The sequence below is a fragment of the Litoreibacter sp. JB4-2 genome, assembly GCF_055693445.1.
Genome location: NZ_CM146334.1, coordinates 1087963 through 1112068, shown reverse-complemented (window position 1 = coordinate 1112068; position 24106 = coordinate 1087963). Strand labels below are relative to the sequence as shown.

General features: G+C 57.2%; 21 protein-coding genes and 1 pseudogene. 21 read left to right on the top strand and 1 reads right to left on the bottom strand.

All coding sequences use genetic code 11. The features are described 5' to 3' along the window. The first annotated feature begins 62 nt into the window (after positions 1-62). The 18 genes and pseudogenes from ACZ1G7_RS05545 (at position 63) to ACZ1G7_RS05460 (ending at position 20072) form a co-directional block, all read left to right on the top strand. The gene (locus ACZ1G7_RS05545) at positions 63-986 is read left to right on the top strand and encodes a transketolase (protein WP_472662838.1); all 924 of its coding nucleotides are present in this window, start codon (positions 63-65) and stop codon (positions 984-986) included. 11 nt (positions 987-997) lie between these two features. Further along, a complete protein-coding gene (locus ACZ1G7_RS05540) occupies positions 998-2002 on the top strand; it encodes a transketolase family protein (protein WP_472662837.1) in 1005 nt (334 codons plus the stop codon). 500 nt (positions 2003-2502) lie between these two features. After that, complete coding sequence (locus tag ACZ1G7_RS05535) at positions 2503-3216, top strand: GntR family transcriptional regulator (RefSeq protein ID WP_472662836.1); 714 nt, start codon at positions 2503-2505, stop codon at positions 3214-3216. A gap of 52 nt (positions 3217-3268) precedes the next feature. Next, positions 3269-3952: a phosphoglycerate mutase family protein gene (locus tag ACZ1G7_RS05530; protein WP_472662835.1), complete on the top strand. Its 684-nt coding sequence runs from the start codon at positions 3269-3271 to the stop codon at positions 3950-3952. Positions 3953-3977: 25 nt separating this feature from the next. Continuing rightward, positions 3978-4655: a glutathione S-transferase family protein gene (locus ACZ1G7_RS05525; RefSeq protein ID WP_472662834.1), complete on the top strand. Its 678-nt coding sequence runs from the start codon at positions 3978-3980 to the stop codon at positions 4653-4655. Between the two features lie 227 nt (positions 4656-4882). Continuing rightward, positions 4883-6613 (top strand): PEP-utilizing enzyme, encoded by a 1731-nt coding sequence (locus ACZ1G7_RS05520; RefSeq protein WP_472662833.1) that lies wholly within the window; start codon positions 4883-4885, stop codon positions 6611-6613. Positions 6614-6739: 126 nt separating this feature from the next. Then, positions 6740-7555, top strand: a complete 816-nt coding sequence (locus ACZ1G7_RS05515; protein ID WP_472662832.1) for a PEP/pyruvate-binding domain-containing protein — start codon at positions 6740-6742, stop codon at positions 7553-7555. 9 nt (positions 7556-7564) lie between these two features. Next, positions 7565-8416: a branched-chain amino acid ABC transporter permease gene (locus ACZ1G7_RS05510; RefSeq protein WP_472662831.1), complete on the top strand. Its 852-nt coding sequence runs from the start codon at positions 7565-7567 to the stop codon at positions 8414-8416. Beyond that, positions 8416-9339, top strand: a complete 924-nt coding sequence (locus tag ACZ1G7_RS05505; RefSeq protein ID WP_472662830.1) for a branched-chain amino acid ABC transporter permease — start codon at positions 8416-8418, stop codon at positions 9337-9339. Before ACZ1G7_RS05510 ends, ACZ1G7_RS05505 begins: the two co-directional genes overlap by 1 nt. Next, a complete protein-coding gene (locus tag ACZ1G7_RS05500) occupies positions 9329-10075 on the top strand; it encodes an ATP-binding cassette domain-containing protein (RefSeq protein WP_472662829.1) in 747 nt (248 codons plus the stop codon). The genes ACZ1G7_RS05505 and ACZ1G7_RS05500 overlap by 11 nt, the downstream gene beginning before the upstream one ends. Before the next feature lie 2 nt (positions 10076-10077). After that, the gene (locus tag ACZ1G7_RS05495; RefSeq protein WP_472662828.1) at positions 10078-10770 is read left to right on the top strand and encodes an ABC transporter ATP-binding protein; all 693 of its coding nucleotides are present in this window, start codon (positions 10078-10080) and stop codon (positions 10768-10770) included. 37 nt (positions 10771-10807) lie between these two features. Continuing rightward, positions 10808-12064 (top strand): ABC transporter substrate-binding protein, encoded by a 1257-nt coding sequence (locus tag ACZ1G7_RS05490; protein ID WP_472662827.1) that lies wholly within the window; start codon positions 10808-10810, stop codon positions 12062-12064. A gap of 73 nt (positions 12065-12137) precedes the next feature. Then, positions 12138-15788, top strand: a complete 3651-nt coding sequence (locus tag ACZ1G7_RS05485) for a molybdopterin cofactor-binding domain-containing protein (protein ID WP_472662826.1) — start codon at positions 12138-12140, stop codon at positions 15786-15788. Further along, complete coding sequence (locus ACZ1G7_RS05480) at positions 15785-16855, top strand: zinc-dependent alcohol dehydrogenase (protein WP_472662825.1); 1071 nt, start codon at positions 15785-15787, stop codon at positions 16853-16855. The genes ACZ1G7_RS05485 and ACZ1G7_RS05480 overlap by 4 nt, the downstream gene beginning before the upstream one ends. Before the next feature lie 24 nt (positions 16856-16879). Next, complete coding sequence (locus ACZ1G7_RS05475) at positions 16880-17800, top strand: SMP-30/gluconolactonase/LRE family protein (RefSeq protein WP_472662824.1); 921 nt, start codon at positions 16880-16882, stop codon at positions 17798-17800. A gap of 4 nt (positions 17801-17804) precedes the next feature. Next, positions 17805-18737 carry a 3,5-dioxohexanoate:acetyl-CoA acetone transferase gene (gene kce, locus ACZ1G7_RS05470; protein WP_472662823.1) on the top strand — a complete coding sequence of 311 codons (933 nt, stop codon included), beginning with the start codon at positions 17805-17807 and terminating at the stop codon, positions 18735-18737. Between the two features lie 15 nt (positions 18738-18752). Then, positions 18753-19448 carry a CoA transferase subunit A gene (locus tag ACZ1G7_RS05465; RefSeq protein ID WP_472662822.1) on the top strand — a complete coding sequence of 232 codons (696 nt, stop codon included), beginning with the start codon at positions 18753-18755 and terminating at the stop codon, positions 19446-19448. Between the two features lies 1 nt (position 19449). Next, positions 19450-20072: pseudogene (locus tag ACZ1G7_RS05460) on the top strand (3-oxoacid CoA-transferase subunit B). 310 nt (positions 20073-20382) lie between these two features. Here ACZ1G7_RS05460 and ACZ1G7_RS05455 read toward each other — a convergent pair. Then, positions 20383-20937 (bottom strand): hypothetical protein, encoded by a 555-nt coding sequence (locus tag ACZ1G7_RS05455; RefSeq protein ID WP_472662821.1) that lies wholly within the window; start codon positions 20935-20937, stop codon positions 20383-20385. Positions 20938-21196: 259 nt separating this feature from the next. Here ACZ1G7_RS05455 and ACZ1G7_RS05450 point away from each other — a divergent pair, with 259 nt between their 5' ends. From ACZ1G7_RS05450 to ACZ1G7_RS05440, 3 genes are all read left to right on the top strand, one after another. Beyond that, positions 21197-22297: an OmpA family protein gene (locus ACZ1G7_RS05450; RefSeq protein ID WP_472662820.1), complete on the top strand. Its 1101-nt coding sequence runs from the start codon at positions 21197-21199 to the stop codon at positions 22295-22297. A 100-nt stretch (positions 22298-22397) separates the two neighbouring features. Further along, positions 22398-23582: an OmpA family protein gene (locus ACZ1G7_RS05445; RefSeq protein WP_472662819.1), complete on the top strand. Its 1185-nt coding sequence runs from the start codon at positions 22398-22400 to the stop codon at positions 23580-23582. A 34-nt stretch (positions 23583-23616) separates the two neighbouring features. Next, a complete protein-coding gene (locus ACZ1G7_RS05440; protein ID WP_472662818.1) occupies positions 23617-23868 on the top strand; it encodes a hypothetical protein in 252 nt (83 codons plus the stop codon). Positions 23869-24106: the final 238 nt, after the last annotated feature.

The window sequence follows — 24106 nt, the reverse complement described above, 5'->3', positions numbered from 1 at the left end:
GCATCCTTGACTTTTACATATGATCTAAATTATGACTTTTGTAAAGTAATAGAGAGGCTGCCATGCGGAATGAAAAGACCACCGAAGACGTCGCCCTCGGCATCCGTCGTAGAGTATTTGAGCATTCCATCCGAAACAACGGCGGGTATCTGAGCCAGGCCTGCTCCGCATCGGAGCAACTCGCTTGGCTCTATAACGAAGAGCTGAACCTGGGCGCACCGACGTTGCCCATGATCCCTAAACCCTTTGAGGGCGTCCCGTCACCGGACAATCCCGACTACCACACCGGAGCTGGGTATAACGGCCCCGCATCCCCCGAATTTGACCGCCTGTTCATCGCGCCCGCGCACTACGCATTGGTCGCCTATGCCACGCTGATCGAGGTGGGCCGAATGGCGCCCGAGGGTCTGGAGATGTTTAATAAGGACGGATCATCTGTTGAGATGATCGGCGCCGAACACAGCCCCGGCATGGAAGTCCATAATGGCACTTTGGGGATCGGCCTGTCGACGGCGGCTGGATTGGCATGGGGCCGCAAACGGCGCGGTGAGGCCGGGCGCACATGGGTCTTCATGTCTGACGGCGAAGTTCAGGAGGGCCAGACATGGGAGGCCGTGCAGGCCTGCGCCCACCATGGTGTTGAGGTCAAAGCGATCATGGATGTGAACGACCAGCAATGTGACGGCGCAATGTCATCGGTGATGGAGGTCGGCGACATCAAAACTAAGTTTGAGAACTTCGGCGCGATCTGCATTGAGATTGACGGCCATGATCTGTCTGCGATGCGGGATGCCGCCGCGCAGGATCACTCGGGCAGACCGCTGATCATTCTGTCGCGGACCAGCCCGTTCCAGACCATGCCCATTCTGGAAGAGCGCTTCCCCCGGTTGCATTACGTCCGCTTCAAATCAGAAGACGAGCGTGCCCGGTTCAATGTGTCCATCGCCAACGATCTTGGTGTTGATCCCGTAGATTACACTCACTGAGAGGCCCCAAAATGGTAGAAATGGTAAACCGTCCTTACGCAGGGGCCTTTGAAAAATTTGCGGCAGGTAAACCTGACATCTTATGCCTATCGGCAGACCTGACATCGTCCTGCGAAATTGACGGATTTCGTGACCGGCACCCGGACCAATTCCTGTCCCTTGGCATGGCTGAGCAAAACATGATGAGCTTTGCAGGCGGGCTTGGGCTGGCGGGATATCGGCCCTTTATTCACACATTCGGCGTCTTCATGTACCGCCGTCCCTACGATCAGCTGATGGCCTCTGTCGCCTATCCAAGGCGGAAAGTCCGGCTTATGGGGTTTCTGCCGGGCGTCACGACCCCGGGCGGGATGACCCACCAGTCGATCGAGGATATCTCGGTGATGCGGTCCATTCCCAACATGACCATTCTGGAAACCGGCGACGCCACAGAGGTAGAAAGCATCTGCGAAGCGGCAGACAGCATTGACGGCCCCGTTTGGTGCCGGGTGCTGCGAGGTACGGTGCCGCGCCTGTTTGATACGCCGATCAAGGTTGGTGAAATGCGCGAACTGTCGACCGGTGACGATATCCTTGTTGTGACCGCCGGCATTTGTACAGAAGAAGCCATGCGCGCACGATCTGCACTTGCCAAAGCGGGGCTGAGCATTCGCCATTTGCATTTGCATACTATCAAACCTTTCGATCAAAAGGCGCTGCTGGATCACATCGGGTCCGTCAAATCAGGCGTTATTACGCTCGAAAACCATGTGACCGAAGGGGGCGTTGGCAGCCTTGTCGCGGAAACCATGGCCGACGCCGGTGTTGGTAAACGTTTGATCCGGCTGGGATTGAAAGACACCTATGCGCATGGCGGCTCTCGCGGATATCTGATGCGATACTACGGTCTTGACGCCTTGGCCCTTGTGCGCGGGATTGAAGAGCTTGTTGACGCGCAGTTTGGCATCTCTGAGTCCGATCTGGATGCAGCCCGCGTTGATGATGTCCACTCGCTCGCCAAAGCGGAAGCCTTGTAGAGGCTTTTCCTAAAGGTCAACGGTAAGGGTCATTTTGCCTTTCTTGTCCGCTTAACCACGGAGTAGTAAGCTATTTCGAAGCAGACCTTGTTGGCGCTTTGGAAGCCGCCTGTTTTGTCTTAGTCTTGATGATGATCACGCAGCCAATCTGCGAAAGAACGGTTTGAATTTCACGCCTCGATCGCGGAAGAGTTCTTCAACGAAAAAGCCGGAAGCGGACACTGTCTAAGGGGAATCGGCTCGTTGCCAACGTCCCCCCGGTACGTCAATGCCACAACGCGGCGCATAAAAGTCGGTAAGGGGGCTCCTGCGCAAGCCGACGTCTCGCTTCAAGTTGTAAAGATCAGTTGTCACTAGCACACAAAATGAACGCATAAACGCTAATCGATAATCGTTGGTAGTTGCGCCTGCGATGCATTGCTGCTATCGGTTGAGAGAGTTTGACACGATGTCAAGTTGATCAGAGGGCCGAAGGCGTAGCCAGAAACGGAGTGGCATCAGTGATTCAGCGTGTAGTTCTGAGCGAACAAGTCAAAGAACAACTCTTGGACGATATCATGTCCGGAAGGTTCAAGCCCGGCGACAGGTTGGTTGAATCCCAGATCGCGAAAGGGATGGGGATCAGCCAGTCCCCGGTGCGCGAAGCGCTACGCGACCTGGTGGCGATGCGCTTTGTTGAAGTGGAGCCCCACAAAGGTGCGCGCGTGCGCAAAATGGACGACCGGGAGGTTGTTGAAGTCTACCCCGTGCGGGCCCGTCTTGAGGAGCTGGCAGGCCAGCTGGCAGTAGAGCGCGTGCAACATCACATTGACGATCTCGAAAGGGCTGTTGAAAAGATGGGCCGCGCGTTTCGGGATAGAGACGCGCGCACAATGGCCCATTGGGACGTGGAGTTTCATCGCACCATTCTGGAGGCAGCGGACAACCGGATCCTGCTTGAAACATGGAACTCGTTGATGATCGAAGCGCGGACCTATCTGACGCTCAGCAACCTGATGGCGCGCCGTCCGGATGTGGACCTGACGCCATGGCATCACCCAATCATCGAGGCGATCCGCGGTGGCGACCCTGAGAGATGCGGGTTCGAGATGCGCAAACATGTCGAAGAGATCGGGGTCGTGATGCGCCAGGCTGTGGCGGACGGGACCTTGGATGCGGGCAAAGTCGACAGCTCAGACGGAGAGCCTGAATACCGCAAAGTCGAAGCCGGGTAGCGGCGTCAGGTCGCCCGGCCCCAACTCATTCATCAAGACAAGAGATATGCTAATGAACAAAGTGACTCTGGCATTCCTTCGGCATGGGAAAGTCCCGTCGCATGAAGGCGATATGCCGCTGACAGAAGACTCAAGAAGCGACATTGATATGGCCGTGCCCAGATTGCGCGCGCTAGGCGGCGATAACGCGGAATTCAGGTTCATCGCGACCCGGACGCACCGATCACAGCAGACTGCCGAGGCGTTGCGTCAAGCGATTGACCCAGAGGCGCCGGAGGTCCTGCCCGCATGGGGTTTGCGCAATCCCGATATCTATCTTGCCGGGTCGCGGGTGGAGATGGGGTCGAAAGCAGAATTCTTTGCCTCCCAATGCGAACATCTTGAAATGACGCCGGAAAAGGTGATGGAGCATCGGTTCTATCGCGGATTCTTATCCGCGCCCGACCGTATTGAATACTGGCTGACCCACGCCACGCCGCCCGGTGAAACGGCAGCAGCAGTGGCCCGTCGTGTCATGGCTTTTGCTGAGAGTTTTCGCGCGGCAAAAGTTGAGAGGGACCTTGTCGTGGCTTGCGTCACCCATTCCCCGGTAATGCGTGCGATCATCGTTGAAGGCTTGGGCATTTCTGACCCGGGTGAGCCGGAGTGGGTCGAAGAAATCGTGGTCGAGATGACTGGAGAAGACACAACCTTCCGGTTCCGCAATCAAACCGGGACATTGCGTAAATTTGCGTGAGGTGAGGCCCTTGGACGACAAATACGTGAGTCGGCTCAAACTCTACTTCGCGCCCCACACTTGTGCCATTGCCCCGTTGATCGCGCTGGAAGAGATTGGGGTGCCTTTCGAGACCGATCTGATACGGCTGGCCAAGGGTCAACAATCGTCACCTGCCTATTTGAAGATCAATCCGAAAGGAAAGGTGCCCGCGCTTGTTGCTGATGGCCTGCCGCTGACCGAGAATCCGGTTATCCTGAAATGGTTGAGCGAAACCTATCCCGCAGCCAACTTACTGCCAAAAACTGACACGACGCTCGCGCGGCATCACCAGATGTCAGATCTGGTCTTCATTGGCTCCACGCTGCATCCGGCGGTTACCCACTATGCGATGCCGTTTCGGTTTGTGACGGAGGATATCGATCCTTTTAGTGCCGTCAGACCGGCTGCCAGTGCTGCGCTAATCCGGTTGCTTGGCAAGGTTGAAAACCGGTTAGGGCAGGGGTCTTGGTGGTATGGGGATGCTTGGTCTGTTGTGGATGCGTATCTTCACTGGATTTGGACCCGGCTCACCCTGATCGGTTTTGATCAGAGCCCGTTTCCGCAACTCGTTGCACATGCGCGTCTGAGTGAGGCACGGCCCGCCGTTCAGAGGGCACGAGAAACGGAACAGCGCTACATCGCCGTTTTGCAAGACGAAGGCATCTACAAAGCACCCGCTTAGCGAAACGCGTCATCGTCATTCGATCTCGGATGCTGACGCATTTTGGGTGGGGCGCAGCAAGAAAATAGAACAGTCCCAACGTGGCCAGACGCACCATTTCATCGGGTAAAGTCATCACAGCAAAGAATAGATTATAAATTATCGATAATCGCTTGACTGAAAAATTGACTGGCATTATCGATATGCTTGAGGAGCTAGACAGCAACTAGCAACATAGGGAGGATAAGATGAGCTTGGACGAAACAAGCATCCTTGGTCAAAACCTTGGAACGGACGAATTTCCGGTAGAGTGGAACGACGGAGAAGCGGAGCAGTTCTGGATCCTTGATGATCTGCACTGCCCGAATCCGCTTTCTCCGATGTTCTTTGATATTGGTGGTTGGTGGTTGACCTGCGATCACATGTTCCGCCGTTTCGGCACACCCTTCGCGAGCGACTGGGTTGCCAAGAATATCAACGGATATCTCTATACAGCCGCAATTCCCGCGACGCCCGGCGTCGCCGTCGAGGCCGAAGAGTTCCAGAACCGCTACGTGCCGCGCGTGCCGCTGAACGATGACTATGCGGGCAAAATCGGCGCGTATCTGGGCAATGTTCTGCCCCACTATGCCGAGAACTTCCTTGACTGGTGGAACGACCGCATCCTGCCAGAGATGAAGACAAACTTCGCCTACATCGATGGGTTCGACAAAGACAATGCTAGCCTGACGGCTTTGGCGATCCTTCTCGAAGACATGATGGATATCCATGACCGCCACTGGAAAATCCATTGGCTTCTGAACTTCTCGCAGTTCTCTTCGACGATGGCGCTGAATGGCGCGATTGATGAGATCAAACCTGATGCTGATCCGGCCCTGAAAGGGCGTCTGCAAAGCTCTGTCGATGACCGCAACTGGGATTCTGTTGAAGCACTTTGGCAGATGAAAGAGACGGTCAAAGGCAACGCGACGCTGCAGGAGGCATTCAAAGGCCAGACCGCTGCCGACGTTATGGCCGCACTTGAAGGTTCTGCCGACGGCAAGGCGCTGATCAAGGATAAGCTTGAGCCATACCTTGAAGAGTTTGGCCATAAAGCACTTTGGTCGCACGAAACTCGCTTTCCGCTTTGGATCGAAAACCCGGGTCCTGCAATCGAAGCTATCCGTGGCTATGTGGTGTCCGACTACGACTATCCTGCCACCATCAAAGGCGTCAAAGACGACCTTGAGGCTGCCATTGCCGAGTGCATGGATGGCGTCCAAGGCGAAGACTGCGAACGGCTGCAAACGGCGCTTGATGCGTCGCTGCGGATGAACCCGCTGACGCCCGATCACCACTTCTACATCGACCAAGGCACAAATGCGCGTCTGCGCACCGTCCTGATCGCCATCGGCAAAAAGATGGTCGAGCTGGACATGCTGGACGACAAGGAAGACATCAACTTCCTGCGCTACAACGAGTTGCGTGCGCTGGTGGGTGACAAAGATGCCTATGATGCCCGCGAAATCGTGTCCGATCGCCGCGATGCGGATGAGGAGGCAACGGAAATCCGTCCGCCCGATTGGTTGGGCACGGCGACGCAGGAATCTCTTGATTTCCCATATGCTGGTCTTTGGGGCTTCCCTGAGCGGTTCTACCGTGAGCCACCGACCAAAGCGGGCGAAATTGTCGGCTTGGCCGCGTCCCCGGGCGTGATCGAGGCCAAGGCGCGTGTCATCACCGATTTGGACCAGTTCCACACCGTGGAAGAGGGCGAAATCCTCGTGTGCCGCATGACGAACCCAGCCTGGGTTGTCTTGTTCACGCAAATCTCGGGCCTGGTGACCGATGCGGGCGGGACAACCTCGCACTCCGCCGTTGTGTCGCGCGAATTTGGTTTGCCGGCTGTGGTGGGGACGTCTGTCGCAACCAAAGACATCCAGACCGGCGACACGCTGCGCGTCAATGGCACTACAGGCATTGTGGAAATCCTGAAGTAGGGACCCGACAGCGCCTGACTGTTCCCCGGCCCTCCCACCGGGGAACACTCTCTCAAAGTTTGTATGCCCCCACGTCCAGTGGGCCGGGGGCATGCACCCTAAAGATGCCTGCCAAGGAATGAACGGATGCAAAAGACTATTCTCTGGTTCGAAGACCCTGACTGCCGCGATGTAGCGGTGACGGGTGGCAAGGCCGCAAGCCTTGCAACAATGACGCAACTTGATTTGCCTGTGCCGGGCGGGTTTTCGATCCCCGCTGACGTTTTGGAAAACTGTCTGGACGTGGATGCCTTGCGCAAGTTTGCCCAAGCCAAAGACCACGAGGCAGCCACAAAGCTGGTCGAAGACACCGCAATCGTCCCGCAAGAGGTATTTGACAGCTACGCAAAGCTAGGCGGCGGTAAGGTTGCCGTCCGCTCCTCCGCCTGCGCCGAGGATTCTGAGGCCGCAAGCTACGCAGGCCAACAAGAGACATTCCTGAATGTCGAAGGCGACGACGCGGTCCGCAAAGCCGTGATCGATTGCTGGGCGTCATTCTTTTCCGAGCGTGCGATTTTTTACCGGGGCGAAAAAGGATCATTGGATGATCTGCGCATGGCAGTTGTCGTCCAAAAGATGGTCGACGCCGACAAAGCGGGCGTGGCCTTTTCAAACCACCCTGTCACTGGCCGTAAAGACCGTATGATGATCGAAGCCGTCCATGGGCTGGGCGAAGCTGTCGTCTCGGGCGAGGTCACACCCGATCAATATGTGGTCGACCGCAAGGGCCGCGAAAAGAAATCAAAGACACCGCATGGCGGGGTTCTCAGCGCGGATGAGCTGGCTCGGATCTCCGAAGTCGCTGTGCATCTTGAAACCACAAACGGCGCACCGCAGGACATCGAATGGGCGATCTACCAAGGCGATGTCTACCTGCTGCAATCCCGGCCGATCACGGCCTGAGGGGGACCAATGCTGTTACTCGATTCCATATTCATCGGGCTTTTGGAGGCCTCACCGCTGATCTTAGCGGCGATGGGCTTTACCCTGATATTCTACCTCAACGGGTTCATGAACATCGCTTACGCAGAAAGCATCACCTTTGGTGCCTATTTCGCGATCCTCTTCAACGTGGTTTTGGGCGCTCATTTCTATCTTGCGATTGTGCCTTCGATGTTGTTGTCAGGCGCTTTGAGCGTGGCAGTCTATCTGGGGATATTCCGGCCCGCGCTGAACCGGGGCGTCGGTCCGACTGAGATGATTATCCTTTCGGTCGGTGTCTCGTTCCTGCTGCGCTACGGCCTGATCCTGGCTGTCGGGCCGGTAAACATGTTCCTTAATGAGCCGAACATCACCTACATGCAGTTCCTTGGCATGGGGGCGACTAACCTGCAGTTGGTCGCGCTGGTACTAGTGCTGATCGCGGCCGGGACGCTCTATTGGATGATTTACAACACCGGTTTGGGCGAACAGATGCGTGGGTTGGCCAACAATCATGATCTGGCCATGGCCAGCGGCATCAACCCGCACCGCACATCCGTCGCGATCTGGTTTATCGCAGGCTGTGCGGGCGGTTTGTCGGGCATCTTTAGTGGCGTGTTCGCGCAAGTGACACCTTACATGGGCTGGAATGTGATCCTAATCACCATGCTGGTGACCATCGTCGCCGGTGTGGGCAGTGTTCGGGGGGCCGTTATCGCCGCCGTCGCGGCGGGCATTCTGACGGCCTTCATCACTCTGGTGACCAAGCCGCTTTATGCCGAGGTCATCCTGCTCACCATGTTCATCGCCGTTCTGACCTTCCGTGGCGCGAGGACTGCCTGATGGATTATCTGATTTTCTCATTCTCGTTGATGCTGGTCTATATCGGGCTGGCGCAGCTGCTGCATGTTCAGTTTGGCATGGCGGGTATCCCGAACTTCGGCGTGGTTGGGTTCTGGGGGCTGGGGCTTTACGGAACGGGTGTTCTCTACGTGACCTACGGTGTTCCGCTGTTCATCGCCATTTCATTGGCGTCGGTGTTGTCGGCTGCGGTGGGTTACGTCCTAGCGCTGCTGGTGTTGCAACGCAGCGGGCAGGCGGTTCTGGCCGCGACCTTGGCGTTGTCAGCAATTATCGCGACGCTAATCGTGTCGGAGAAAGACATCACCGGCGGGGTACAAGGGCTGGGGACGATCAAGTTTCCGTTTGGCAACATGGACGGGCGCAACATCGTCTTTATGGTGTTTATCCTAATCGTTGTGGTCGCCATGGTCTGGCTGTCGGCCAAACTGCGCGACAGCCGCATGGGCCGCCAGTTGGTCGCCATCCGCGACAACGAGGAACTCGCCGCGAGCCTTGGGAAGGACACTGCGTCGACCAAACGTTGGGTCTTTGCCATCACCTGCGGGATGATGGGTGTGCTGGGCGGAATGTCGGCCCCGCTGCACCAGTTCCTTGTACCCTATCAGTTGGCCCCGTCGCTGACCTTTGCGGTGTGGATCGCGCTGGTACTGGGCGGTAAGGGCCATAACCTCGGAGCGATTGTCGGTGTCTTCGTGACCTTCGGGCTATTCGATATCCTGATCGAGACCTACGCCCCGGTGCCAGCCGAACAGGCCATCCTGCTGCCTAATTTCAAACTGTTTTGCTACGGGCTTGTGCTGATCATGATCATCATGTTCCGCCCGCGCGGCATGCTGGGCGAGGACAAGCCCAAAGTCCGGGCGCGCCCCGCCCGTGTCGAGGGGATGCCCAATGAGACTTGAAGCACAAAAACTGACCAAGGCGTACCACGCCCATGAGGTCGTCAATATCGAGAAAGTGACGTTCGGCTCTGGTGGCCTCGAAGGTCTGATTGGCCCCAATGGTGCGGGCAAAAGCACCCTGATGGGCCTGTTAACCCGGCGGATTGCGCCCACAAGCGGCGACATCCAGTTGGATGTGGGTGACGGGGTGCACAAGCTGAACCCGTTAAAATCCCACGAGGTCGCGCGCATCGGTCTGATCAAGACCAACCAGCGCATTCAGGGCTTCGACAGCCTGACCATCAAGGACTCCCTGCGGCTGGCTGCAACGCCGCCCAAGGACGAAGGGTTTGCCAGCCTATTTTCGAAGGAACGGGACACGGACGAGATCGAAGAAAAGGTCGCCCGTCTGGTCGAGGCGTTCCCGTTCACTGACCGCAACGGCTATGCGATGTCGGGCGGTGAGAAAAAGCTGGTCGATATCCTGCGCTGCCTGATTGCAGAGCCCAAGCTGTTCTTGATGGACGAACCCACCGCTGGCCTGCCCGATGACATAACTCGGATGGTCATGGACATGGTCCGCCAAAAGGTTGCCGACGGGGAGATGCGGGTGGTGGTGGTCGAACACGACCTGCCGATGATCTGGGAATATTGCGACTACGTTCATTTCCTGTCTGAAGGCACGATCCTGTTCGAAGGCACGCCCGAAGAGGTGAAATCGAACCGTGTCGTCGCCGAAAAGTACATGGGGGTTTAGGCATGTTTGAAGCAAAGAACATGAGCAGTGGCTACGGTGAAATGGCCGTCCTGAAAGACATCAGCTTTTCGGTGAAGGACGAGATTTTTGCCGTGCTCGGCGCCAATGGCGCAGGCAAAACGACGTTGCTCAAAACCTTGGCGCGTTTGCTGCCGGTGCAATCAGGCGACCTGACCCTAGCGGGCAGCGATGTGTCGGGCACGCCCGCCTATGCGATGCCGGGGGCAGGGGTGGCTTACGTGCCGCAAGAGGGCAACGTCTTTCCGGACCTGTCGGTCATGGAAAACCTGTCGATTGGCGGGCGCACCGGACACCGCTCCAAAGCCGAAAAGCTGGAAGAAGTGTTCGCGCTGTTCCCGCGCCTGAAAGAACGCCGCAGCCAGGCCGCCGGATCGTTGTCGGGCGGCGAGGGCCAAATGCTGGCCGTGGGCCGCGCATTGATGCAGGACCCGCAGGTCTTGCTGCTGGATGAGCCCTCCGCAGGACTGTCACCTTTGTTCGTGGACACGTTGTTCACCAGCATCGCGGACACCCGACGCGACAGGGGTTTGACAATCGTCCTGGCCGAACAGAACGCGGTCAAGACCCTCGAAATTGCTGACCGTGTCATGGTGCTGTCCTTGGGAGAGATGCACCTGCTTCGTGACCGGGCGGACCTATCGATGAGCGACATCACTGCCGCTTATCACATTTGAAGTGAAGACGTCGAAAAGCCATAGGAGGAGTAATTCGATGAAACTTACGAAAATTGCACTGATGAGTGCGTCTGCACTGACCGCAGGCCTAGGGTTTGCGACGATCGCAAGCGCCGAGGATATCACGGTCGGCCACCTTACCTATCACACCGGTGAATATGGCGGTTTTGGGCCGTTCTTTGATGGCGTGACGGAAATGACCTTGTCCAAAATCAACGAAGATCCGCCTCTCGGCCGCCCGTTCGTGGCGATCCACCAGGACATTGGCACCGTGGGCGAGGCCCGCGCGGCGCGCAAACTGGTCGACAGTGATGGTGTAGACATCCTGCTGAACCCGGCGCACAGCTACATGTCCTACCGCGAATTCATGCTGGAAACCGTTGCGGCCAAAAATCTGCCGCTGATGCCCTCCGTGCATGGGGGTGCCATTGAAGAAGCCATTGGCGGGGTGACTGAAGAGCCGATTTTCCGCGGCGCACCAATGGACACCGCACAGGGTATCGCAGCGCTGTTGCATGCCAAGAACGCGGGCCTGAACAGCATCGTTGTTGTTGCGGCTGAAACCTCTGGCTCCCAGCTGCAAAAAGAGGCTGCGTTGCGGACCTATGAGGCGATGGGTCTGGAACTGCTGGACGATATCGATATTGACGGCGGTGCCAGCAACTTCCGGTCCGTGATCACGCGGATCAACCGGTTGGAACCTGATGCGGTTATCGTCTATTCGTCCCCGCAGGCAGGCGGCAGCTTTGTCAAAAACGCCGCTGAATCCGGTGCGTCGTGGTTCATTGTTGGGCCCAGCGAATGGCAAGAGACTGAATTCTACGACACCGCGACACAAAGCGCGTTGGACCAGCACAAGTCGATCCACATGACCGCTTATGCCTATGATGACAACGCGGCTTGGGCCGCTTATCAGCCCTTTGCCAGTGGGTCAAAATGGGCCGGCGACATCGGTGATGTCGGCAATTCCTACGCGATCCAATACTGGGATCTGTTGGTCGCCACTGCCTTGGCCATCGAAAAGTCCGGTGAGGTGAACACCGCAAGCTGGACGCAGGCGATGTATGACGTTACCGGCGGCGAAGGCGACGTTGTTTACACCTATGAGGACGGTCTGGCCGCCATTCGTGCCGGCAAAGAGATCAACTATGACGGTGTGACGGGCTCCATGGAGTATACCGGCACAGGCGTCGTGTCGGGTATCTTTGGCATTTTCGAATGGCAGGATGACGGGTCGATCAAGCAGATCGACACGGTCGATGGCGACGCTGTCCTGAAGCTCGACTCGATGTAATTGATCACTCCCCGGGCTGTGTTGAACGGCCCGGGGACCCTCTTGGAATTTAGACCCGGACCCCACGCTTCAGATGAAACCGTTCGACTACATACAGCCCAGGGATTTGGCCGAGGCCGCTTCGGTCTGGGCCGCCTACGGGGCGTCGGCGCGTCTGCTGGCGGGGGGCACGGATATGATGGTCGCCCTGCGCCATGGCGCGGTTGAGACAGATATGGTGATCGACCTGAAACGGGTCGCGGAACTCGGCGGGGCCATCACGACAGACAATGATACGCTGCGGGTGCCTGCGGCCGCGACAATGACAGCGCTGCGCGATTATTTGGCGGAGCACGGGCTTTTCCCGGCACTGCAAGACGCGGCGGCAGTCGTGGGGTCGATCCAGATCCGCAATCGCGCCACACTGGCAGGCAACATCTGCAACGCGTCACCTGCGGCGGATACGGTGCCGGTACTGGCGTCGCTTGGCGCCTCAGTAGAAATTCACGGGCCGGACGGGCTGCGTCAGCGCCCCGTGGCCAAGTTCATTCAAGGCAACCGCCAGATTGATCTGGGCGCGGGGGAGATTGTGAGCGTGGTCCGGATCCCGCTGCCCCAAGGCCCCCACGGCTGCGCCTTTGACCGGATCACTCGCAGGCGCGGCGTGGATTTGGCGACGACGAATATGGCCTGCTCGATCACCCAAGACGGCGCTGTCACCATTGCTTTTGGCGCGGTGTCGCCCAAGCCTTTAGTATTGCGCGATGACACAGGGATTTTAGGCGATCCGACCGCAAGTGCCGACGACCGCGCGCCAGTTCTGCGCGATCTGGCGGCCCATGCCAGCCCAATTACAGACGTCCGCGCCAGTGCCGACTATCGCAGTACGATGCTCTGTGTGATGGCCGAACGCGCGCTTGGCGTGGCGCATGCACGATTGGCGGCGGGGGTGGTCATGCCTGATACGTTCCACCCTTCTAGCTCTGACGGATTTGGCACAGCCATGAACCTGAAGGCCACTGTGAACGGTGCGCCCATCGATCAGGATGTTGCCGCTCACACGTCGCTCTTGGATTTCATGCGCGACGACCTGAACCTCAAGGGTGCCAAGGAATGCTGCGGCGTCGGTGAATGCGGGGCATGCACAGTGCTGGTCGACGGCGTGTCCGTCAATTCCTGCCTGATGCTCGCCGTGGAATGTCAGGGCGCGCAGATCGAAACCGTCGAAGGCCTGTCCAATGGCGGGCAGCTTAGCACGGTGCAGCACAGTTTCCTGAAATGCGGCGGCGTGCAGTGCGGGTTCTGCATCCCCGGCATGGTCATGTCCGCCGAAAGCCTGCACCGCGATAAACCGGGTGCGGATGAGGCGGAGGTGCGCGAAGCGCTGTCCGGCAACCTCTGCCGCTGCGGTGGGTACAACCGGATGTTTGACGCCATGCGCGACGCCGCAGGTGAGGATGTGCATCTCAAAACGGTAGAGCCTGTGACAGGCAAAACCGTCGGCACCGATATCTCCCGTCTGGGCGGGGTCGAACGCGTCAACGGCCGTCAGGAATTCATCGCCGATATCGACGTGGCCGGGATGGCGCATGTCAAGCTGGTCAGCCTCAATGTCGGCCGCGCCAAGATCAAAGGCATTGACGCAAGTGCCGCGCGCGCGGTGCCCGGGGTGATCGATGTGATCACGCCCGCCGAATTGCCCCACCCGATGCCTCGGTTTGGGCCGGCCTATCTTGACCGCCCCGTGATTGCCGTGGATGAGACGCGCTATCACGGCGAACCAGTCGCCGCTGTCGTGGCCGAAACCAAAGATATCGCCGCTTATGCCGCCGGTCTGGTGAAGGTCGACTATGACGCCCTGCCTGCGGTGACATCGATTGACGCCGCTTTGGCCGACGACGCTCCCTTGGTGCAAGACCCCGCGATGCGGGACAACAAGACGCTGGCCCAGACCAACATCCTCAAGACCATGGACTGGGGCTGGGGCGATGTGGACGGCACGGACGCCGATCTGGTCATTGAAAACACCTATACCTTTCCGATGGTCACACATTTCGCGATTGAGCCGCACGGCTTCGTCGTCGATGCCTCGGGCGAGCGGTTGAAGATTTGGAGCCCGGTGCAACACCCGTTCCTGATGCAAAAGATCATGGCGAATATGTTCGATTTGCCGCTGAGCGATGTGCAGGTCATCTCGCCTGATCCGGGCGGCGGGTTTGGTGGCAAGCAGATGCCAAAGTTCGAACCGCTTCTCGCCTTCACCTCGCAACGGATCGGGCGGCCCTGCCGGTTGATCCTGACGCTGGAAGAGACGTTTCAGGCCGTGCGCCGGGCAGGGGCCAAAGTGCAGATCCGCTCAGGCTTCTCCAAGGATGGCGACGTACTGTTCCATGACATCCAGTCCGATTATCAAATTGGGGCCTATGTCGATATTGCCGAACGGGTGACGACCAAGGGCAACTATCTGGCCTGCGGGCCGTACCGCGTTCCGAATGCCCGGATCAACGCACGTGGCGTCTTTAGCAACACACCTCCCAGCACCGCGTTTCGCGGGTTCGGCACGCCGCAAGTCAATTGGGCCGTCGAAAGCCAGATCAATGCGGCGGCACGGGAACTGGGCATCGACGGGTTCGCGATGCGGATGCGCAATGTGTCCGACAAGGGTGATCAGGTCGTGCCGGGTGACGTGCCCGCCGATGGGCACTGGCTGCAATCTGTGCAAAAGGCCGCTGATCTGCTGGGATGGGACGCACCAAAACCTGAAGGCCACGGGCGTGGCATTGCCGTAGGGATCAAGGCGGGAGCCACGACAGGGCTGTCGAATTCTACTGTGCGGCTGTTGGCCGATGGCAGCATCCTCGTGTTCGCAGGCACGTCCGATATGGGGCAGGGCGCGCGGACGATCTTTGCCCAAATTGCCGCCGACGCGCTTGGCGCGCCCTATGATCGGGTGACGCTGATCATGGGCGATACCGATCTGGTACCCTTTGATCTGCAAACCTCGGCCAGCCGTTCGACGGTGTTTATGGGCACTGCGATCACGCGAGCCTGCGCCGATATCCACGCGCAGGTGATTGAACTGGCCAGCGATACGCTTGGCCTCGATGCCGCCAACCTGCGCATCGAAGACGGCAAAATCCACCTGCCCGACGGCCCGGTCTCGGTCTTTGACTTTGTGCAGCGGTCCTTGGGCAGCTGGAATGGCGAACTCATCGGCCATGGCCGGATGCGCAAACCCACTGACCCCGATCACCCCTTGGGAGGTTCGCCTGCCTTCTTTGAATTCAATTGCACCGCGTTTGAGGTCTCCGTTGATGAAGGTACAGGCGAGGTCACGATCCACAAGCATGTGACTGTCGGCGATGTCGGCACCGCGCTGAACCCGTTGCAGGTCGAAATGCAGGACGAGGGGGCCGCGATCATGGGGCTGGGTCATGCGCTCTATGAACAAATCCTGATGGATGATGACGGGCGCATTCGAAATCTGGGTGCCATCGACTACCGGATCGTGACCAGCAAGGACATGCCCGAACGACTGGTCACCGGGATGATCGAAAACGCAGACGGACCCGGCCCCAAAGGGGCAAAGGGTGTCAGCGAAGGCGCGATCCTATGCACCGCGCCGGCGCTCGCCGCCGCCATCACCGACGCCACGGGCGTTGCATTCACAGATTTACCGCTGACGCCAGAACGCATCTGGCGGGCGCTTCAACCACACACGGATACAGAGGAGAGAGGCACATGAACGTCATGAGCAACACAATGGAAGCGTTGGTTCTGACCGCGCCGAGCGAATTTTCGGTTCAGGAAGTTCCTAAGCCTGTCGCCGTGGATGATGAGGTGTTGGTCAAGATCGATACGACCTTCATCTGTGGCACCGATCCGCACATCATTCAGGGCGATTTCCCCGGTTTCTGGCCTCCGGCGTTTCCGTTTACGCCGGGTCACGAATGGTCTGGGACGGTTGAGAAAACCGGACCCAAGGCCGCGGCTTTGGGCTGGAAAGAGGGCGATCGCGTTTGTGCGATCAGCCATGTGGGCTGTGGCTATTGCGCGAACTGTATGAAAGGCCGTTACACGCTGTGCCTGAACTACGGCAATCAGGACGCCGGGCACCGCCAGCATGGGCACATTACGCCGGGTGCCTATGCGCAATACATGACCTCCTCGGTCAAGAGCCTTTATAAGATCCCCGATGACATGGATCTGGAATACGCCGCCTGCGTCGATCCGCTGTCTATTGCGCTTTATACCGTAAACCGCAGCCGGATGGAGGCAGGCGACGATGTACTGATCATGGGCACGGGGCCACAAGGCCTTATGGCGCTGCTTTGCGCCATTGCCATGGGCGCGGGTCGTGTGTTTATCGCGGGCAGCGGAGAGCGGTTGGCACTGGCCGAAAGTCTCGGCGGTATTGGCATTGATTACCGCAACGAGGACGTTCTGGAGTCCGTGCGCAAGCACACCAACGGTCTTGGCGTGCCGCGTGTACTTGAATGTGCTGGCACTGCCAAATCAATTCAGCAATCGTGTCATGCAGCTGCCAAGGGTGGCGTTGTCTCGATGATCGGTATCCCGCACGGTGACCCCGAGGTGCCGGTGAAGCGGATGGTGCTCGATGAGGTAGAAATGATTGGCAACCGCGCTAACCCGAACACGGCGGAACCTGCGATTGCCCTGCTGCACCAAGGCCGCGTCGATCTCAAACCGCTTATGTCGCACACGTTCCCGCTGTCTGATTTTGCAACTGCGCTGGACACTTATGAGCAACGCAAAGACGGCGCGATGAAAATCGCGATCAAGCCTAACTAAGCCCAAGAACAGGAGAGTACCGCCATGGCCGTTACGATTGAATGCGTTCTGGACTGCAAAAACCACTTGGGCGAAGGCCCTGTTTGGGACGTCGAAGAAGGGCGGCTTTATTGGCTCGATTGCACAGGTCCTCGGTTCGGGCTGGATGCGGTGTGGCGGATGGACCCCAAGACCGGCAAGGTCGAAAGCTGGGCTCTGCCCAAGGACATCGGCGCCATGGCCCTGCGCGAGAAGGGCGGCATGGTCGCGGCCATGTGTGACGGATTCTATTTCATGGACATCAAGGGTGACAAACTTGAGCTGGACCTGATCAAGGAGGTCGACGCCGACATAGAGCGCACCCGCCTGAATGACGGCAAGGTTGACCGGCGCGGGCGCTTCTTTGCGGGCGGCATGGATGATCTGGAAGAGCTGAAGAATTGCGGACTGTTCCGCCTGGACCCGGACCTGAGCGTCACCAAGGTTGAGGACGGGCTGATGTGCACCAACGGTCCCTGCTGGAGCCCGGATGACAAGACATTCTACATCGCCGATACCTTTATCGAGGAATTCTGGGCCTACGACTACGACATCGACAAAGGCACTCTGTCCAACAAACGCGTTCATGCGTCCACCAAAGATGACGAAGGCGTCGCGGACGGGTCAACCGTGGATGCCGAAGGCTACATGTGGAACGCGCAACTGATCTCCGGCGATCTGGTCCGCTATGCGCCGGATGGCAGCATTGACATGCGTATCGGGATGCCGGTGAAAAACATCACCAGCGTGATGTTCGGCGGCGACAATCTGGATGAGATTTACGTGACCTCCATGGCGCGGGTCAAACACCCTGCGGTGCATGACATGTTTGCTGTGCAGGCCAAGCCGCAGTTTCAGGCAGGCGCGCTGTTTAAAGTAACGGGGCTCGGCATCAAGGGCCTACCCGAACCTCGATTTGGAGGCTAAGCCCATGTTACAAAACGGCAAAGTTATCATCACCTGTGCAGTCACAGGCGCTATTCACACGCCCTCAATGACGCCTCATTTGCCGGTCACCCCGGACGAGATTGCGACAGACGCGATTGAGGCGGCGGAGGCAGGCGCCTCCATCCTGCACCTGCACGCCCGTGATCCCGAAACAGGTCGCCCTGATCAAAGCGTCGAAGGCTTCGCACCGTTCCTGCCGCGCATCAAACAGGCCACCAACGCCGTCATCAATATCACCACCGGCGGCAGCCCTTACATGAGCGTTGCCGAACGCGCTGCCCCCGCCGCGCACTACCAGCCAGAGGTCGCCTCGCTCAACATGGGGTCAATGAATTTCGGCCTCTACCCGATGCTGAACCGTTTCAAAGAGTTCAAACACGATTGGGAGCGCGAACACCTCGAAGGCTCCCGCGATCTGGTATTCCGCAACTCATTCCAGGACATCGAATACGTGCTGGAAACCTGCTACGGCAACGGCACCCGGTTTGAATTTGAATGCTACGACACCTCCCACCTCTATAACCTGGCGCATTTCGCAGACCGAGGCTTGGTGAAGGCACCGTTCTTTGTGCAATCGGTCTTTGGCCTACTTGGTGGCATTGGTGGGCACCCTGAAGACGTGCAGCACATGAAACGGACCGCCGACCGGTTATTCGGCAATGATTTCCGCTGGTCCGTGCTGGGGGCAGGGGCCAATCAGTTTCGTATCGCCGCGCAGGCGGCTGCGCTTGGCGGCAATGTCCGCGTCGGTCTGGAAGACAGCATTTGGGCCAGCAAAGGCGAGCTTGCGACATCCAACGCGGTGCAAGTCCGCAAGGTGCGGCAGATCATCGAAGGTCTGGGACTTGCGGTTGCTACGCCCGATGAGGCGCGCAGCATATTGGACCTGAAGGGCGGCGACAGCGTCGCCTTCTAAAATCGGAGATCACCCATGAAGAAGATTTATCCCGATGCAGCGGCCGCGCTTGATGGCCTGCTGCATGACGGCATGTTCATTGCCGCCGGCGGCTTCGGCCTGTGCGGCATTCCCGAACTTCTGCTCGACGCCATCAAGGACGCGGGCACCAAGGATTTGACCTTTGCGTCCAACAACGCGGGCGTGGACGATTTTGGCATCGGCATTTTGCTGCAGACCAAGCAGGTAAAAAAGATGATCTCCTCCTATGTCGGCGAAAACGCTGAATTTATGCGCCAGTATCTGTCCGGCGAGCTGGAGCTGGAATTCAACCCGCAGGGCACGTTGGCGGAACGCATGCGCTCTGGCGGGTGCGGCATCCCCGGTTTCTACACCAAGACCGGCGTCGGAACCGTGATTGCTGAGGGCAAAGAGCATAAAGATTTCAATGGTGAAACCTACATCATGGAGGAAGGTATCTTCGCCGACCTGTCCATTGTGAAGGCCTGGAAAGCGGATGAGACTGGCAATCTGGTATTCCGGAAAACCGCCCGCAACTTTAACCCGCCCGCTGCCATGTGCGGAAAGACCTGCGTGGCCGAGGTTGAGGAAATCGTCGAAACCGGCAGCCTTGACCCCGACAGCATTCACCTGCCCGGCATCTACGTGCACCGCATTATTCAAGGCGAACACGAAAAGCGGATTGAACAACGCACAGTGAGGAGCGCGTAACATGTGGGACCGCAATCAAATGGCCGCGCGTGCGGCGCAGGAACTGCAAGACGGCTGGTACGTCAATCTTGGCATCGGCATCCCGACCCTTGTGTCGAACTATATTCCTGAAGGCATCGAAGTGACGCTGCAATCCGAAAACGGCATGCTGGGCATGGGTCCTTTCCCGACCGAGGATGAGATCGACCCGGACCTGATCAACGCGGGCAAGCAGACGATTACGGAGCTGCCCCAGACCGCTTACTTCGACAGCGCGCAGTCATTCGGCATGATCCGCGGCGGCAAGATCGCTATGGCCATTCTGGGTGCTATGGAAGTTGCCGAAAACGGTGACTTGGCGAACTGGATGATCCCCGGCAAGCTGGTCAAAGGCATGGGCGGCGCGATGGATCTCGTCGCAGGTGTTGGACGCGTCGTCGTTGTGATGGACCATACCAACAAGCATGGCGCCAGTAAGGTGCTCAAGGAATGCACTTTGCCGCTTACGGGCAAGTCCGTTGTGGACCGGATCATCACAAACTTAGGTGTTCTGGATGTTGTTGAGGGGGGCTGAAAATAGTCGAAACCGCTGTTGGCGTGTCCGAGGATGAGCTGCGGGCGGCGACAGACGCCAAAATTATTTGATCACTGTGCCTTCTCGCCAAGCCAAGGCAAGTCCACGTATTTTCAGTGCACCATTCACACCCGCCAAAAGCTGGATACTTCAGAGCGCCGGACTTGTGCGGTTCTTGGCGTGGCGCGGTTCAGTCTGAGAGGCCAACCCAAGCTAGCAAATGATAGTGAGCGTCGCTTGGCAATGATCCGATTGGCCAAGCAATATGGGCGATATGGCTATCGCAACGTCACGGCCCTTTTGCAGATGAAGGGTTGGCGGGACAGTCATTAGGCCGAACACTTGTGGGGCTAGACAGTAAAACCGGGGTGGTTGTGATTGCTACTCGCAGCCTGTTTGTGCCCAATTTCTTAGGTTCAATTTGAATGTGCCGCCATATGGGTGCTGCTTTACCAGGTTTTCAGCGCCCGCGTCAGAAAGATATGTGTTTGCCTGCGTGCACAAATTGGCCGGTTCCCATTCGTGGCAGCTGGAGCATTGTTGCTCTTTCCAGTATTCTTCTGGCAGGCCTTCGACTGGGGGAAAAAGCGGTGTCCCTGCAATTAGTTCTTTGAGGGTTTTTCCAATAATTTCTTCGGAACCCTCGCTCAGCGGAGCATCAAAAGTTACTGCCGTAACCGATTGATTTGGGGTTGTTTCAGGCGAAGCTTCCGGAGCCTTCGCCGCAAGCTCGACCCAAAGCAAGTCGATCATGTAAGATTTCGCTTCTTTCGCGTATTTGCTGTCAGGATACGCCTGAATAAATGCGAATACTTCTGCTGATGTCGCGCTTTTCTTGGCGAGTTCCCAAGCTTCTACCTCTGCGGCGTCTTGCGCGCTCGCTGAAGATATTGCCAAAATCGCGCACAGTGTGGGCGCTAGTACATGCTTGAACATAACCTGATCCTCGAAATATTATACAGCCCACCTTTTTGGCTCCGAATGAGGCGGTTTTAAGAGGATTTTAGGATCAATTATGTCAATAATAGATCAAAAAAACCAAGATTTTGTCCTAATATTGCAACAATTTCCAAGCATTCATTTCGTGTGGGATGAGCCCCGACCGCTTCATCGTAAGTGAGCGTGAGTATGAAGTCGCATGTGTGAGGCGCGGTATATGCCGCATCACTCTCGTTGCGTTTTTTGGAGAGTAGCTATGCTTAATAAGCACACAAAAATGGTGGCCGCCAAGTGGAATCAGCTATTGCTGGCAGGGGTGATTGCATTTGCCCCTCAAGTCGCGGTGTCACAGGAGAGCATCTTTGCTCCTGGATGGACAATGAATGCGGATGCATCCACTTTACGTTTCCAATCTGTAAAGAACGAAACCAAGGTAGAGTCGAGCACGTTTGGCTCTTATGCAGGAACGATCGACAGCGATGGGTTGGCGACTGTCCGTATTCGGATGGACTCAGTCGATACAAATGTCGATCTGCGCAATGTGCGTATGCGTTTCCTACTGTTTGAGACATTCCAGTTCCCTGAAGCTGTCATCACGATGCAGTTAGATCCTGCCGAACTGGAAGATCTGGCACAGGTGCGCCGCAAAGTCATGACGGCGAACTACACCATCGACCTTCACGGCATCACGTCAGAGCGTGAAGCGGAGATCGCAGTGACCCTTTTGGACAACGACACAGTGTCTGTGACCTCAGGCACGCCGATCTCGCTTCCAACAGCCGACTTTGATCTTGATGGTGGTGTTGCAAAACTTGAAGAGGCCGCAAAAGTTGAAATCATCCCTTCGGCGACTGTGACATTCGACTTCATGTTTAACCGCTCAGGCTCGCAAGGTGATTATGCGAGCGCTGCGACCGCCATGGCACAAGAAGCAGGCCTCGAAACCGTGGCCCTGGAAGACGCAGGCGATTTCTCTATAGCTGCCTGTAAGGGTCGCTTCGAGATCATGTCACGCACCGACAACATCTACTTCGCGACCGGTAGCTCGCGTCTTGATAAACGCAGTAACCTGCTGCTCGATAGTATTGTCGATATCGTCAATCGTTGCCCTGAGCTTAAAATTCGAGTGGACGGCCATACGGATTCTGACGGGAGTGAAAGGTCAAACCAGATCCTTTCAGAGGCCCGTGCGCGATCTGTGCGTGCGTATCTGGTCGAAGCTGGCGGAGACGGCGAACGCATCGACGCAATTGGTTTCGGTGAAACCGTTCCAGTCGTCGCGAACAACTCCACAGAAAACAAGCAACGCAATCGTCGGATTGAATTCTCCGTCGTTGGCGAAGCACCTGAAGCGTAATGGAAAGAATGGTGGTCCGTTTTGCGGGCCACCCATTGTGTCAGCGTTTCGGTCGTTTAACTGGTATCGTTTCATGACGCGGAACATGTCCGCAGGGTGATTGACGCAGTTCGGCCCATCTGCACACAGCCACATTGATAGGTTTGTAACAATGAGACTTGGATTAATTCTTGGTATTTTGGGGCTAACAGCGCTCTTATTTTTCTATGCTGTTCAGTCGAATACGCAAGCAGCGAGCAGGCAAGCGGCAACGCTCAGCGCGCAACTCGTAGAAGATCAAGCAAGCTTGAAGCAGCAATCCGACGCACGGATCGCTGATTTGGAATCGCAGCTTGCCGCCATGCGGGACGAACGCGATGCGTTGGGTGTCGAGATTGCGGACATCGGTACACAAACAACGGACATCGCTGCACTTGAAACTGAAAACAGCACCCTAGCCGAAACAGTCGCAAGCCTTCAGGTCGAGCTTCAAAAGCTCGAGGTCAGCGAAGCCAAAAACACGAGTTTGGCCTCTGAAAACGCCGAACTGTCGGAACAGGCTGCTACTTTGGAAGCAGAGCTTGCTGCGTTGCTTGGGGCGAAAGCGGACAACAACGCGCTGACGGCAGAAAAGGAAGCCCTTTCCAAAGAACTGGCTTCTGTGCAGTCAGAACTCGCTGATTTGCGCGAAACAGCTTCAGCGCATGCGTCGCTTACCGCAGAGAATGACACGCTGACCGCGGAAATCTCTCGGCTGCAAACTGACCTGTCTGCGGTGCAGCAGGCGTCAGGTGACAACGATGCTACAACACAATCGTTGAGCAATAGCCTTGCCGAAACGCAAGAAGCGAAGAGCGCGCTTGAACAGCAAGTTGCAGAACTTCAGACGGCTTTGGATGCGAAGGCGACCGAAGGGACCGGTGCTTCGGCCTTGGCTCAATGTCAAGAGAGCTCCGATCTTGCGCTTTCGAACGGCGGCATTGCGTTTGAAGCCGGGACGACTGCATTGGCCGCAAGTTCGATTGCGCAGCTGGAGCGTATTGCGGAAATCGCACTCACTTGCATGCAGGATAATTTGGTATTGGAAATCGAGGGCCATACCGACAGTGAAGGTGGCTTCGCAAGTAACCTGCTGCTCAGCGACGGGCGTGCGAAGGCAGTCTATGATTTCTTGGCGGAGCGTGGCGTTCAAACCACCCTGATGCGCCCGGTTGGCTTTGGCAAAAGCGATCCGATTGCTGATAGCGCGACCGCTGACGGTCGTGCAAAGAACCAACGCATTGTATTCGACTGGGAGCAGTCATGATGCCCAGCGAAAAATTAATGAAGGCGACTTAGTAATGTTCGATCCAACAACAGATTTGGTCATGTTCTTGTCCTGCGCATTTGTCCTCGGCCTTGCCCTGGGATGGAGCATCTGGAAGCTCGGCTCAAACGAGCAATCTGCGGGCGATGCCTCCGAGACAGAATTCTGGCAACAACGCCTGAAACAAGAACAGCAAGCACGCAACCTGGACCAAACCAAAATCGAAACGCTGGAAAAAGAACGCAATAAGCTCAAGCAACGTCTCAAAACCAGCTCTGAGTCCTAACTGCTGAAAGCGCGAGCAAAGCGGACATATCCGTTCAGTTTGCGGAGTTCGTGAGTTTGTGCCGGTGCTTGGTAGTGTGCAAAAGCAAAAGACCGTGTGTCGAACGCGAAGACGCTTTCTCTGATCGTTGGCTGCACTGAGTGAATTCAGTTTCATGGATGGGCACCACTCGTCCTATTTCCATAGCCCGGTGATTGTCGGCGTTGTATCAAGATCATTTGCGCATTTCTTTTTGCCA

Coding starts and splice junctions, on each gene's coding strand:
- ACZ1G7_RS05485 (WP_472662826.1), top strand. CDS start 12,138: ATGAAACCGTTCGACTACATACAGCCCAGGGATTTGGCCGAGGCCGCT.
- ACZ1G7_RS05510 (WP_472662831.1), top strand. CDS start 7,565: ATGCTGTTACTCGATTCCATATTCATCGGGCTTTTGGAGGCCTCACCG.
- ACZ1G7_RS05515 (WP_472662832.1), top strand. CDS start 6,740: ATGCAAAAGACTATTCTCTGGTTCGAAGACCCTGACTGCCGCGATGTA.
- ACZ1G7_RS05465 (WP_472662822.1), top strand. CDS start 18,753: ATGAAGAAGATTTATCCCGATGCAGCGGCCGCGCTTGATGGCCTGCTG.
- ACZ1G7_RS05500 (WP_472662829.1), top strand. CDS start 9,329: ATGAGACTTGAAGCACAAAAACTGACCAAGGCGTACCACGCCCATGAG.
- ACZ1G7_RS05520 (WP_472662833.1), top strand. CDS start 4,883: ATGAGCTTGGACGAAACAAGCATCCTTGGTCAAAACCTTGGAACGGAC.
- ACZ1G7_RS05475 (WP_472662824.1), top strand. CDS start 16,880: ATGGCCGTTACGATTGAATGCGTTCTGGACTGCAAAAACCACTTGGGC.
- ACZ1G7_RS05495 (WP_472662828.1), top strand. CDS start 10,078: ATGTTTGAAGCAAAGAACATGAGCAGTGGCTACGGTGAAATGGCCGTC.
- kce (WP_472662823.1), top strand. CDS start 17,805: ATGTTACAAAACGGCAAAGTTATCATCACCTGTGCAGTCACAGGCGCT.
- ACZ1G7_RS05450 (WP_472662820.1), top strand. CDS start 21,197: ATGCTTAATAAGCACACAAAAATGGTGGCCGCCAAGTGGAATCAGCTA.
- ACZ1G7_RS05540 (WP_472662837.1), top strand. CDS start 998: ATGGTAGAAATGGTAAACCGTCCTTACGCAGGGGCCTTTGAAAAATTT.
- ACZ1G7_RS05490 (WP_472662827.1), top strand. CDS start 10,808: ATGAAACTTACGAAAATTGCACTGATGAGTGCGTCTGCACTGACCGCA.
- ACZ1G7_RS05505 (WP_472662830.1), top strand. CDS start 8,416: ATGGATTATCTGATTTTCTCATTCTCGTTGATGCTGGTCTATATCGGG.
- ACZ1G7_RS05440 (WP_472662818.1), top strand. CDS start 23,617: ATGTTCGATCCAACAACAGATTTGGTCATGTTCTTGTCCTGCGCATTT.
- ACZ1G7_RS05480 (WP_472662825.1), top strand. CDS start 15,785: ATGAACGTCATGAGCAACACAATGGAAGCGTTGGTTCTGACCGCGCCG.
- ACZ1G7_RS05545 (WP_472662838.1), top strand. CDS start 63: ATGCGGAATGAAAAGACCACCGAAGACGTCGCCCTCGGCATCCGTCGT.
- ACZ1G7_RS05530 (WP_472662835.1), top strand. CDS start 3,269: ATGAACAAAGTGACTCTGGCATTCCTTCGGCATGGGAAAGTCCCGTCG.
- ACZ1G7_RS05455 (WP_472662821.1), bottom strand. CDS start 20,937: ATGTTCAAGCATGTACTAGCGCCCACACTGTGCGCGATTTTGGCAATA.